We start from the raw sequence: 12,037 nt of genomic DNA, 5'->3' as shown, positions 1-12,037 counted from the left end.
TACCCTGCCTTGTCCTAAGTCTCTTTTAACAAGGTATGAGCGGAAGAGGACGGGCATGACAAAAGGATTTGCGGAGCGCCTAGTTTTGCTTGAACCATTTGACGGACAAAACCGTTCGCGTCGACGGATCGATGTCCGCTTTGACCCAGCCTTGGGCAGCGGAGGCCTGAAGCACGTTCGAATCGGACGGAACTTCGATTCCAAGCGCTTCGGCGGCCCGGGCTTCGGCTTGTCCGACGGTTAGCCCTTCGATTCCGGTCGGCACCGATGCCGCGGTAATCTCGATATAAACGGCTGCTCCCGACGCGTCGTAGCCGACGGTCAGCCCGTCGTATTCGTGCATTTGCACGTTGCCGGAACGGTCGGCGATCGGGTACCGGTCGTTCGGACTTCCCAGCTGTCCGATGACTTCATTGACGCTCATGCCGAGCGAAAGACCGGCGTACGACGGACGGGTATCCGGCGCGGCCGGCGTCGCTGCGGGGCTTTCCTGGACGCCTTGCTGCCGCAGCTCCTCCGTTTCGGGTTTAGCCGAGGAGGCCGACGCGGGGACGGCATCTCCGGAGTCGGCGGACGCTTCGCCCGTTTCGCGCGGATTCGGGCGAACGGTCTCCCTCTCGCCGGAGGAAGACGGCAATGGCAGCGGCGGCCGCGGCCCGGACAAGGCCGCGTCGCCCCCGCGATCCTGGGCGGGCATTTCGTTCGACGGAACGCCGGAAGGGGACGGGGCGGCTTGCGGCTCGATCGATCCGCTGCAAGAAACGAGAAACAAAGAAGCCGACACGGCTCCGATTAAAAGTCCGCCGAATTTTTCGGTTCTGCGCATCGAATCCCCCCCTTTTTTTCCTGTTACTAGTTAGGACTACGTTCGGCTTAGAAAAGTTTCACAAAAATTCGACATTCGGCAAATTCCCTACTTTTGTCTTATCGCGAATCGTCCGGCTCGCATCGAAAGTCATGGGGAACGTGCCGAATCGAGGGCAAAAACCGAGAACGATTCCGAGGGCGGTATCTTGCGCGGGAGGTAACGGATATGGTACTTTAAACGGAAAAGAAGAGACGGAGGAAACCGGATGGATATTCTAAAGGAAAGGATTCTGCGGGAAGCGACCGTCATGAATTCCGACGTGCTGAAGCTCGACTCGCTTCTGAATCACGGCGTCGATCCTCAGCTCACGATGGAAATGGGCGAGGAGTTCGCGAACCGTTTTCGCGGCGAGACCATTACGAAGGTGATCACGGTGGAATCCTCGGGAATTCCGGCAGCCTTCGCTACCGCATATAAGCTTGGCGTACCGCTTGTTTTCGCCCGCCGCAAAAAGACGCTGATCGGCGACAACGACGCGTATGTCGAACGCGTCCCTTCCTTTACGAAAGGAATCGTGACGGATTTGATCGTTTCCCGGCACTTGCTGAGCGCTGAGGATTCGGTGCTGTTTATCGACGATATTATCGCGAACGGGGACGCGGCGCGGGGATTGCTCAAAATCGTCGAGCAGTCGGGGGCATCCGTCGCGGGAATCGGCATCGTCCTGGAGAAAACGTTCCAGGCCGGCGGGCGCACGCTGCGGGACATGGGATACCGGGTGGAATCGCTCGTCAAAATCGCGTCCCTCGAAGGCAACGTCATCAAATTCGAGTAACGGGGCGCGAGCCCTCCTTCCTGCCGATTCCAAGCCCAATCATAGCCGATTCTCTTTTCCTTCCGGCGCCATATGATTTATAATAAGAATGAAGTTGCAGAGGGGAGGCGAGCACCAAATGGCAGCCGTCGATCAACCGATTGAATTTTTCGCAAGGAAGCTGGATGATGCCAAGAACCATTTCGAGCGCGCGCTCGACTGCAAGCACACGGAATTCGACGATCTGTATCCTTACATGATCGAGCACCCGCAATTTTTCTGGTACAAACGGTATGTAGCTTGGTCCGAGCTTCTGACGGTCGTCAAGCTCTGCGACGAGTTGGACATTCCCTGGACCGATCATTTCACGGAGCGCCAGATCGAATATGTCCGCAGTCGCGTCATGTCCAGCAAGGTGCTGGACTACTGGTACGAGACGAACGATACGCGCGAGCATGTAGGCTGAATCGCTGCTGAACGTATAGCTTGAAGACCCGTCCGGACGTTCGGCGTCCGCAAGACGGGTCTTCGTTCCATTTGCGCCGCAAGGAGGTTATCCGAACGACATGGTAAGCGAAGAAACGTTGGACAAGTACCGGGTCGAAGGCACGAAGGTGCGCGTCGTGCGGGATGCGCTGGAAATAAACGACGTGACCGGCATCGTCGTCGCCTGGGACGATACCCATATGCTCATTCGCCGCCCGAACCGCCGCGTCGTCAAGCTGAGCCGCGAATACGCGATCGCCGAAGCGTCGGCGCCGCGGCCGACGTTCGAATGAGCGAGGAGCGAGCGTTGACCGAAAATTGGAACTTCAAAAAAGCTGTTGACTTTGCCCGTCCCGCCATGATAATATAATTTTTGTGATTCGCGGTCGTGGCGGAATTGGCAGACGCGCTAGATTCAGGTTCTAGTGGTGTAACAGCCGTGGAGGTTCGAGTCCTCTCGACCGCACCAGTATTATCAAGGGTTTCAGCTCATGAGCTGAAACCCTTGTTCGTTGATTGGGCGATTTTGCTAACATCGCTTCTTTTTTTGTGTATTTTCGGGCTTTCCGGCATAATGGGAACCATGTTGGAACATACTTCAACCTGAATTACGAAAGTACCACCTCATAAAAACATGAAAAAGTGCCCAGATCTTTGGTAGAATGGTGTTTGCCTAGAACATCACCAACCAAGAGAGGAGCACCCTTAAGGTGAAGTCTACCACAAAAATCGCGTCATTGAAAACGGCATTTTCTATGAGAAATGCAACAAATTTTGCAGGAAGCAAGGTGATCCTCGGATTTCTTGAAAACATCGGTTTGAATCAAGCCCTTCGGAGCCTTGGACTAGCCAAAGCGGCGAATGCCATCTTTCCGACGCATCGCATTCTGCAGATGCTCATCATCGGCTGGATTTTGGGCTGCGAACGTCTCTTTCATTTCAAATCCCTACAAGGTGATGCCTTGATCGCCCAGGCGCTGGGCGGCCGGGTGCCGCATCACACATTGTTAAACAAGGAATTGCTTCGTCTGGGCAAAGCCCACGACCATTTAGCGCCAGCCCTGCGAAACCTGAATGTCGAAATCATTGCACCGCAGCTACCCGACTCCTTGATTCTCGATCTGGATTCGACTGTTGAGACGGTGTACGGCAACCAGCAGGGAGCGGAAGTCGGTTTTAACAGTCAGAAGCGCGGCCGAAAGAGCTATCATCCCCTTCTCGTGTACGAAGGGCAGTCGCGAATGCTAGTGAATGCCGCGCTGCGTCCCGGCAACACGAGCAGTTCGACCGACGTCCTTTCGTTTGCCCGGCAAACGCTGGCGTTGTTGGAATCCCACCACGTACGCTATGCCCGGTTTGACAAAGGCTTTGGCGGAGAAGACTTCTACGCGTTCTGGGAGTCCCGTCAGATCGGCTACGTCGGCAAGCTGAAATGGACAAGTCGTCTCCAGGACCAAGTCAAAACCTGTGCGCATTGGACACGCTTTGTGGACGAGGACTGGATCATTGAAGGCATCGTGCTGGCCTACCAAGCGATCGGTTGGAAGAAGATGCGTCGTGTTGCTGTCATCCGCAAAATGCCGCGTTGGGACGGGGATCAGTCTCAGTTGGAACTGGATTTGCTTTGGCAATACGAAGCCATGGTCACAACGGAGGAATGGGAAGCCATCGATGTGTGGCGGTTCTACAACCAGCGCTGCTGCATGGAGAACTACATCAAGGAAGGCAAGAATGGCTTTGCCATCCACCGCATTCCAACGCAGTCGTTTGCCGCCAATGAAATCGACCTGCTCTTAAAGCTGCTCGCCTATAATCTCTTTGAGCGATTCAAGCATCATTGTTGTGAGCCGATTCACCGATCCTACACCATCCAGCGGTTCCGGCGAACGTTTTTTGTTTGTGCAGGTGTGTTTGTCCAGCATGCCCGCCAAATGACATTGAAACTGAGTACGTCTTTCCAAAACCAGTGGGCATGGCGACGAATGGAGCGAAAAAGTATTTTATTGGAATAAACGATAATCCCAATTTGTGTCTTGGAAATCCCGTTGCCCCTTCATGTGGGGAGGGGGAAAGTAACGGCATTTTTGCTCGCATTCCATTTTGACTGCATATTCTGCCTCCATAATTGGTTGTGAAATCCAAGTTCTGCGTCTTCAAAAGCCTGATTCTATAGGCTTTCGTAATTTAGGTTCAATTGAGCGATTCACGTTCCAGACAGATGCAATCGATTATCCTGTCACGCTCCGTTCGCAGACACTGAATTTCGGCTTTAATGGCTTCTTTGCGACAAGGTAAAGATTTCTGTCCCCGTGCTCTAAAACAAGCTTTAAATAGGTTTTTGCCATGTCCAAAAGTGTGCCAGAGATTCCTGCATCGTATAATGTTCACGAATTTCATTGAAGCACCACTTCCTCAGCTCTTGTGGAAAACAGAGCGTTGATTTTATGCTCGCGTTTCCTGTTTGGATTCCATATCAAGGTGAGTAAAGATGTTCACCGTGGTACTATAGACGGAATGGCCGAGCCACAATTGTATTTCCTTAAGGCAGACGCCATGTTTAATCAGGTAACTTGCAGTAAAGTGCCTTAAGGAAACGTTATCGCATGATGCTCATCCTGTTGTATAATACAGGCGCGAGGGCCTAGGAACTGGTCTGCGTGATCTGACATCGTCAATGTAAAGACGCCTTTCATTACCTCGACTGGTAAAGGCAATAAGAGTCGCAATGTCCCATTGATGAAGAAAACGGTTGCCCATCTCAATCATTTTCTTCAGGAATTCCATTCGCATTCGAACAGAGATGGAAGTGATCCGTTATTTTATTCGATTAGAGATGGGAGACCTCATGCTCTAGTAGGATATATCCGAGCCTTACCTTCGGGACCGGCTCAAACTCAACCATAACCGCCCGCTGGCACTTTAAAAAAGCTCTGAATCTGCACCCCAAATAATTAAAGGGGGTTTGTCGACAGTCTGACCGCTCGTTTCCCGACAGGGAAACTGAGCAGTAACACAATATGAAAATAATATTATAAACAAAAATTTTTCTAAATAGGGCTTGCTGAACGATTCTTTAACAGAAATTCAGGCTAGGCGCCACTAGACAGCATCGTAAAAATGAGGCAAAAAAGAATGTGGAGCCTGCGCTCCAGGTTCATCACCAGAAGTTGCAGTGTGATAACGGATTCACTTGTCTTTGCGAGCGCACTCGAATACAGCCAAGCCCGTCTCCAATGCCGGCCCGCTTAGCCGGATGCCATGCTGTTGAAGAAACTCCGATTCTCGCGGGTGCGATAGATTTGATCGGCTTGGACGATAGCCGGATATAAAACTAGGGATGGCAATAGTTTTGCAATATTCAACAATGATAAAATTTAAAGGCATCATTGACAAAAACTCGAGGAAATTGTAATATTTAGAAAACCTAATTACCCCTTCATAGGAAGTATAGTCAGTATAGGGGATTTTAGGAAATACAAAAGACCGTGTCAACTTGGCGGGAGCCACGGTCTCAGCGACATCAGCCTCGATCAAAAGGACGATGCCATTATTATTGTACAGAGCCTAATACTATATTTCAATAGTATTTTTTGTGCTGCACGTCAATAATAATAATAATAATATAAAACCCCGCCAAGTTTGGTGGGGTTTTTGTGCATCTTGGAAAGGTGGTAATTGAAAGAAAGAACAATACTCAAAGCAAAAACAATTTTTCTCGTGCATCTTCAAAAATTTATTGGAGTGTTGTTGAATATGATTACCGTTGTACTAGGTGGACAAATTGGCAGTGAAGGTAAAGGAAAAATTGCAGCTTATTTGGCCAGTGAACATGAAGTGAGTATACGAACCGGCGGGCCAAATGCGGGACATACGGTGAATTTGAACGGCAATAAATATATTGTACAGCTGATGCCATGTGCCTTTGTGAATGAAAAGTGTCTTCTGGCAATGGGGGCGGGGTCGCTAATCAATCCGGAAATTTTACTGTCTGAAATCGATCGACTAAATATTCCAAAAGACCGTTTAATAGTGGACCCACAAGCAGGTATCATTGAAGAGCGCCATATCCAATTCGAGGCGGAGATGCTTAAGAATAGATTGTCTACCGGCTCAGGTGTTGGTTCGGCTACAGTAGAAAAAATTATGCGTAAACCGGATTTCAGATTAGCGAAAGATATTAAGGAGTTTCAACCGTACCTTGCGAATGTATCCGAAATAGCCAACGAGTATCTGGACAAAGGAAAACGCATCATGATTGAAGGTACACAAGGATTCGACTTGAGTGTTCATCATGGAAGTTATCCTTATGTGACAAGCCGGGATACAACTGCAGCTACTTTTTGTGGTGAGGCAGGACTTAGCCCGCGGTTTGTAGACGAAATCGTATTAGTATTGCGAACCTATCCGATTCATTCATCCAATGGGCCATTGCATGAGGAGATCACATGGGATGATGTAACTATGTTGGCAAATTCCAAAAATAAGATCCAGGAAACGACATCCGTGACTAAAAAAATCCGCAGAGTCGGCAAGTTCGACGAGGATCTCGTTGAACGAGCTGTTCGTATCAACCGACCAACACAATTGGCCATCAATTTCGTTGACTACATTGATAGCAGCGATTATAAAGTCAACAAGTATGCTCAATTGTCCAATAAATCCAAAAAGTTTATCGAAGATCTGGAACGTAAGTATGGTACTCCAGTAACGTTGCTGGGTACAGGCCCAGGTCAAGACGATCTCATTGACCTTCGTACAGAGAAACTGAAGACGTACCATGAACATATTTCATAAACGGGTTGATCATGAAACCAATAAATGTTGTGATTGGTGTTTTACGCAGTGGTAACCAGTACTTATTCGTCAAAAGAAATAGTAATTCATACAACGGACTCTGGGGATTACCAGAAGGGAAGGTGGAAGCACATGAACATCTGGACGATACTATTGTAAGAGGATTTCGAGAAGAAACGGTCCTGCGTGTACACTGTACAGCCGTAGTTGGAGTTGTTTCCGAACTAATAATTGAGCAGGACGTTTCGAACATGTGATTCTGCATATTTGCTTGCTGGACTCCATGGATTCTCTGGACGATGTTCATCTGCCGGAGTCCGAGATTCGAAGGTTTGCAATGAGCAACTTACAGAATAGTTACTATATTATCCCAAGTGATATTCTAATCCTTCAGAAGCTACTCAGTTCATCCCGGCCTGGATTTTATTTAAAGCTGGAGAGTCGACTTGTTAGTCCCGGATTATTTAAGATTAGTGAATTGTGAGGACGAATGGGATGGCACATGGAGAATTTCCGCTAATCATACGACAGTTCATAAAAAATTTAAAATTATCGTTCTATAGATTCGGACTAGCCGGGGAAAGTTATTTTCCAATGAGTCAACTCGAGATTTACTGGAAGCCTTTCATGGAGTCCTATTTTCGTAAACTACCACATGAACCGTGGTATGTGAATCGAACGAGACTTTATTACAGCGAATCATTTGATGAAGTTTATGCACTTGCGGAGAATCTTCCAAGGCACTCACGGCTAGTTCAGATTAGTGAGATACCTGAAGAAACAAAAAGATTTATCTTTTTCACGTTGTGTGAGTATATGCTGGTAGCCATCGCGAAATTAATGACGGCTGGCCAACCCCCGCAGCAATTAGCCGAGGGGTATCGGGAATTTCAGAGAGGGCTTTTGGAAACGTCCGAGTCCATGTTATCCGCTGTTTTTAGGGATAACTTCCTTCCGCTTCCTAAACTTACGGCTGCTCTTTCTGTTATCAAAAAAAAGGCTGAGAGAATAACGACGGTTAGGGCTTACGTGGAAATGGATCACAAACTGATCTTGTTACTGGATTATTTGCTTTTTTATGAAGAAATTAATCGGTATGAAATACTTTTGGCACCGCTTCTAGGGGGGTTATGATCCCCCTATTTACATCGCTCTCCATTGGTTATTTCAAGATCTGATAGGACAGCCAAGAACCCATTTTGGATTCGACTATATATCTTACTCACAGTATGATAAGGCATCCTGCTCGCAGAAGGATAACATGTTCTACCAAATTCATTATTTGAAGAACACGTATAATGTTAACCAACCCATGCTTCTAATCGATGATAACGTTGGATCAGGGAAAACTTTGCAAACGATTCAAATGTTACTAAACCGGCACTTTTATATAGTACACATCAAGGCTGTTGAATATCATTGGGAAAAGCAATTCAGGGCGAATATAGACAAAGCACAAGTCTTTGATGTCAATCGGTTGGATTATGTTTCACCGATCGCGTATCGCCACTATGCCCGACTCGAACAGTACATCACGAACCTATCCTTCAGTGACTCATTGTTGCTTCCCAAGCGTTTTTTTCCAGAATACTTAGATGGGCACAAAGCGGAGTCACTTCCTTTTGCGAATCTTCTGCCATTCATTGACCCCAAACTCCAACTGCTAAACAAGATTTGTTTGCTTAAAGCAAACATTCGAGGGTTCAACCTAATTATGCATAGGAACGAAAGGAAGGCGGTATTCCATGAAACAGTCCACCATCATTCATTCACCCCATGATATTTGGCCGCCCAGAGAGTGGCTAAATCAAATGGGGGACTCAATCCATAAATATTTATACGATGGGAATTTACTATCCATTAAAGATGGTACAGGGGTAATTGAAGAGCTTGAGAACTGCTATAAAGCTTATTTTGATGTCCCCTATGCATTAGCGACCAACTCTGGTACGGCTGCGGTTCATTCGGCACTAATTGCAATCGGAGTTAATCCAGGCGACGAAATCATCTCTCAGACGAGTACGTTTCATGCTGCGATAACTCCCGTTATACAGTGCGGAGGAATTCCGATTCTATGTGAAACGGATGGGATTTCTGGAAATCTGGATGTAGAAGACTTCGTGAACAAGATCTCCCCTAGGACTAAGGCTGTCGTAGTGACGCATATGTGGGGGTACCCGGCGGATATGCTGAAGATTGTAAAAATTGCAAAGGCCCATGGGATTTACATAATTGAGGATTGTTCCCACGCCCACGGCACGATCTATCAAGGTAAAAAGGTGGGGACTTGGGGGGACGTTGCCACCTTCAGCATGCAAGAATCCAAGCTGATCCCGGCAGGAGAAGGTGGAATGCTCATCACTTCGAATCCCGAAATTTACGAACGTGCAGTTCTGCTCGGTCAATTCGGAGAAAGAGCTAAAAAGAGCATTAAAAATGAGCAACTATCTCCATATTGGGAGACTGGCCTGGGGCTTAAATATCGGATTCACCCGCTAGCTGCCATCTGCGCTATCGTTTCTTTTTCACGATTTGAAAAGTATTTAGATATTAGGAGAAGGCGAATTCGAACATTAGCGAGCTATTTACAGCAGATTCCTTATTTCGATATATTAATTGAAGCGAGTGAAGAAGACCGTTATTCCTATTTTATGAATCGGGTAAGATATCTACCAAGGGAAAATCAAAACAGACCTGTGGAAGATGTGATACAACGTTTGGCATCAGTGAACCTAGAGGTTCGAAGGGCAAGTGCACAACCGCTTCACTATTTATCCTTATTTCAACAACCGCCGGAACAATACATTCTTAACGCAAAGCTTTGGAATAGATACGGTCCCGGTGACTTCCCTGTAACGGAACAATATTTCAAGCTACTAGTTGGATTTCCACGATTTGACCATCCCGATGGGGATGAGTTAGTAGAATACTATGGTAACACGATTATGAATAACTTATAAGGAGTGAAAGAGATGCTGGAAATCAGTACAGGTATGAATCATTTGAAAATTGATTACCTCATTAAAGTGGGGGAAGTCTGCTTAAGCATGTTGAGGAATGCAAGCAATTAGCCGCTTCTCTGGTCGAGGCCGGCAAGAACAAACGGATCGTACTGTTTCCCGGTGGCGGGGAGATCGATAACTACATTGAAAGCTATCACAAGAAATTCCCATTAAAAAGAGATGTTTTTCATCACACCACCATGTTATCGCTTGACCAAACTGGCCTATTGTTTTCTAATTTCGAAGAGGACCTCATTCCGTTTAAATCATTTATCGAATGTCGACGCATTCTGGAACAGCGCAAAGTTGCGGTGTTCTTGCCATCGGATGTGGTGTTCGGGCTGGACCCTTTCCGTTATACGAATCGCATCAGCTCTGATGGTATGGCACTATATATGGGCCATCTTCTTGAAGTGGCGGAGGTCGTCATCTTGAAAAGTATCGAAGGCCTATTAGATCAGAACAAACAGGTGATTCCTGAAATCAATTTTGATGATTTTGCAAATCTCAAACAAGATTGCGTCGACGAGACCTTCCCTCTACTAGCTAAGCAAAGCCGGACTCCGATTACGATCTTGAATGGTTTAGAGGCGGATCGTGTATACAAATGGTTGACGGAAAGGGACTTAGAATGCGGAACACTGATAGTGTAGAAGACGAATCGTTTAATCCTAATGTTATTTTAGGCCATCCGATCACGACAAGTCTCTATCTTACTCCCATGGTAGCTTCTTATGTCGAGCATTATACAGATCGCGAGATCAATCCAATAAGTACCTACAAAGGCTTTACTATCTTGTCTTTAGAAGAAACGTTGCTGGATTATTTAAAAGAGAGCAATTACTTGAGCCATTTCGTTGTTCCTTTCTTATTGAAATGGGGAAAGAAACTTAATCTGACCAGCGTATTCGAACGGTTAGAGCCTCGGTTGCATCTAGTGTTAGCATCCTTTCTACATTTGGCGCAAATACCATATAAGGAATGGGTGCCGTTTGTTGCCCGTACTCATCGTAAGTCGGATACGTATCCAAGTTATTTAAGCAAGATTTCTTTGGATTCATGGAAAAGTAATAATTTATCGTTCGATAAAGTAAAAGATAAGCTTGAAATTATCAAGCTCGATTGGAACGTTGAGTTGTTTTTGACACAAAGGGATATTAAAAAGACCTCCCACGAAAAAGACTATTTATCCATCGATAGACGAGAGATGCTGAACCACCTTCGAACTGTGCTTCAGGAAATACATCATTTTTGTGAAATAGAAGGTATTACTTATGGGATCGGTGGCGGTATGGGGTTGTTTCTGGGCTGCCAGTTCGAATCTTCCACTGATATTGATGTAGTAGTTATTGGTGAAAATTTGGAAGATAAGCTCAACTCACTCTATAATTTCTTTACGTCAACATTGCAGTATTTGGCTTTAGAAAGATTGGAAGGCTACATGTCTTTCCAAAGTAAGGATGGAAACATCACTATTGATGTAGAAATCAACCAACACTATAAACAGTTAGTAAATCATGAAATTGAGCATCGATTACAAAAAGTGATTTGGCATGACATTTGTGTTTCGATTGTTCACCACGAGGATATTCTTCGGCTAAAAAAACAATTTGGACGATTGAAAGATCTTAATAATATATTGAAATTGATTTCTGAAAATCCTGATATAAAAATTTCATTATAGCAGATGTTTGAGCAGGGGGTCAAGCATGGAGATAATTCAGCTAAAAGAGGTTTGGAAAATTTATAATATCAAACAGCATCGAACTGGATTTTGGGGGGGAATGAAAGACTTATTTTCACCCGTTTATGTAACCAAAGAAGCGGTAAGAGGTATAAATCTGTCTATAGCAAAGGGAGAAGCCGTTGGGTACATCGGTCCGAATGGTTCAGGCAAATCCACAACAATTAAAATGTTGACCGGTATCTTATCACCCACCCAGGGAACTGTCAAAGTTAATGGACTTGAACCGAGCAAGCATCGCAAGGAAAATGCTGCGAAAATTGGGGTTGTCTTTGGCCAAAAATCACAATTATGGTGGGATTTAAATATCAAGGAGACCTTCGAGCTATTTAGACATATATACCGCATACCTAAAGGAGTTTTCACAACTAATCTAGAAGTCCGGTGAT

General features: G+C 46.2%; 12 protein-coding genes, 1 tRNA gene and 2 pseudogenes. 12 read left to right on the top strand and 3 right to left on the bottom strand.

Annotated features, from left to right (window positions below):
• Nucleotides 1-79: 79 nt before the first annotated feature.
• Complete coding sequence (locus JW799_RS26885) at nt 80-826, bottom strand: hypothetical protein (protein ID WP_205432614.1); 747 nt, start codon at nt 824-826, stop codon at nt 80-82.
• Between the two features lie 247 nt (nt 827-1,073).
• Between JW799_RS26885 and JW799_RS26880 the strand changes: the two genes are divergently transcribed.
• The 5 genes from JW799_RS26880 (at nt 1,074) to JW799_RS26860 (ending at nt 4,120) form a co-directional block, all read left to right on the top strand.
• Entirely contained in the window at nt 1,074-1,643 is a 570-nt protein-coding gene (locus tag JW799_RS26880; protein ID WP_080837314.1) for a xanthine phosphoribosyltransferase, read from the top strand.
• Nucleotides 1,644-1,761: 118 nt separating this feature from the next.
• Nucleotides 1,762-2,088: a hypothetical protein gene (locus JW799_RS26875; protein WP_080837317.1), complete on the top strand. Its 327-nt coding sequence runs from the start codon at nt 1,762-1,764 to the stop codon at nt 2,086-2,088.
• Nucleotides 2,089-2,188: 100 nt separating this feature from the next.
• The gene (locus JW799_RS26870; protein ID WP_080837319.1) at nt 2,189-2,401 is read left to right on the top strand and encodes a hypothetical protein; all 213 of its coding nucleotides are present in this window, start codon (nt 2,189-2,191) and stop codon (nt 2,399-2,401) included.
• Nucleotides 2,402-2,490: 89 nt separating this feature from the next.
• Nucleotides 2,491-2,577 (top strand) — tRNA-Leu (locus JW799_RS26865).
• Nucleotides 2,578-2,818: 241 nt separating this feature from the next.
• A complete protein-coding gene (locus JW799_RS26860) occupies nt 2,819-4,120 on the top strand; it encodes an IS1380 family transposase (RefSeq protein ID WP_080832311.1) in 1,302 nt (433 codons plus the stop codon).
• A 430-nt stretch (nt 4,121-4,550) separates the two neighbouring features.
• On the opposite strand, the pseudogene JW799_RS26855 reads toward JW799_RS26860, so the two are convergent.
• Together JW799_RS26855 and JW799_RS30365 are read right to left on the bottom strand one after the other, a co-directional pair.
• A pseudogene (locus JW799_RS26855) lies at nt 4,551-4,688 on the bottom strand (site-specific integrase); the annotation flags it as partial.
• A gap of 651 nt (nt 4,689-5,339) precedes the next feature.
• A pseudogene (locus JW799_RS30365) lies at nt 5,340-5,437 on the bottom strand (transposase); the annotation flags it as partial.
• A gap of 346 nt (nt 5,438-5,783) precedes the next feature.
• Here JW799_RS30365 and JW799_RS26845 point away from each other — a divergent pair.
• The 7 genes from JW799_RS26845 to JW799_RS26815 all read left to right on the top strand — a co-directional run bounded on the left by JW799_RS26845 (nt 5,784) and on the right by JW799_RS26815 (nt 12,036).
• The gene (locus JW799_RS26845) at nt 5,784-6,902 is read left to right on the top strand and encodes an adenylosuccinate synthetase (protein ID WP_205432613.1); all 1,119 of its coding nucleotides are present in this window, start codon (nt 5,784-5,786) and stop codon (nt 6,900-6,902) included.
• Between the two features lie 11 nt (nt 6,903-6,913).
• Entirely contained in the window at nt 6,914-7,159 is a 246-nt protein-coding gene (locus JW799_RS30360; protein ID WP_205432612.1) for an NUDIX domain-containing protein, read from the top strand.
• Between the two features lie 370 nt (nt 7,160-7,529).
• Nucleotides 7,530-8,036 (top strand): hypothetical protein, encoded by a 507-nt coding sequence (locus tag JW799_RS26835; protein WP_205432611.1) that lies wholly within the window; start codon nt 7,530-7,532, stop codon nt 8,034-8,036.
• 611 nt (nt 8,037-8,647) lie between these two features.
• Nucleotides 8,648-9,862, top strand: a complete 1,215-nt coding sequence (locus JW799_RS26830) for a DegT/DnrJ/EryC1/StrS aminotransferase family protein (protein ID WP_205432609.1) — start codon at nt 8,648-8,650, stop codon at nt 9,860-9,862.
• Nucleotides 9,863-9,939: 77 nt separating this feature from the next.
• A complete protein-coding gene (locus tag JW799_RS30355; protein WP_420830698.1) occupies nt 9,940-10,557 on the top strand; it encodes an amino acid kinase family protein in 618 nt (205 codons plus the stop codon).
• Nucleotides 10,512-11,588 carry a hypothetical protein gene (locus JW799_RS26820; protein WP_205432606.1) on the top strand — a complete coding sequence of 359 codons (1,077 nt, stop codon included), beginning with the start codon at nt 10,512-10,514 and terminating at the stop codon, nt 11,586-11,588. Before JW799_RS30355 ends, JW799_RS26820 begins: the two co-directional genes overlap by 46 nt.
• A gap of 25 nt (nt 11,589-11,613) precedes the next feature.
• Entirely contained in the window at nt 11,614-12,036 is a 423-nt protein-coding gene (locus JW799_RS26815) for an ATP-binding cassette domain-containing protein (protein ID WP_205432605.1), read from the top strand.
• The last annotated feature ends 1 nt before the right edge of the window (nt 12,037 follow it).

The organism is Cohnella algarum (assembly GCF_016937515.1).
GTDB lineage: Bacteria > Bacillota > Bacilli > Paenibacillales > Paenibacillaceae > Cohnella > Cohnella algarum.
This window is presented reverse-complemented; position numbering and strand designations above follow the sequence as displayed.

Coding starts and splice junctions, on each gene's coding strand:
- JW799_RS26885 (WP_205432614.1), bottom strand. CDS start 826: ATGCGCAGAACCGAAAAATTCGGCGGACTTTTAATCGGAGCCGTGTCG.
- JW799_RS26880 (WP_080837314.1), top strand. CDS start 1,074: ATGGATATTCTAAAGGAAAGGATTCTGCGGGAAGCGACCGTCATGAAT.
- JW799_RS26875 (WP_080837317.1), top strand. CDS start 1,762: ATGGCAGCCGTCGATCAACCGATTGAATTTTTCGCAAGGAAGCTGGAT.
- JW799_RS26870 (WP_080837319.1), top strand. CDS start 2,189: ATGGTAAGCGAAGAAACGTTGGACAAGTACCGGGTCGAAGGCACGAAG.
- JW799_RS30360 (WP_205432612.1), top strand. CDS start 6,914: ATGAAACCAATAAATGTTGTGATTGGTGTTTTACGCAGTGGTAACCAG.
- JW799_RS26835 (WP_205432611.1), top strand. CDS start 7,530: ATGGAGTCCTATTTTCGTAAACTACCACATGAACCGTGGTATGTGAAT.
- JW799_RS26830 (WP_205432609.1), top strand. CDS start 8,648: ATGAAACAGTCCACCATCATTCATTCACCCCATGATATTTGGCCGCCC.
- JW799_RS26820 (WP_205432606.1), top strand. CDS start 10,512: ATGGTTGACGGAAAGGGACTTAGAATGCGGAACACTGATAGTGTAGAA.
- JW799_RS26815 (WP_205432605.1), top strand. CDS start 11,614: ATGGAGATAATTCAGCTAAAAGAGGTTTGGAAAATTTATAATATCAAA.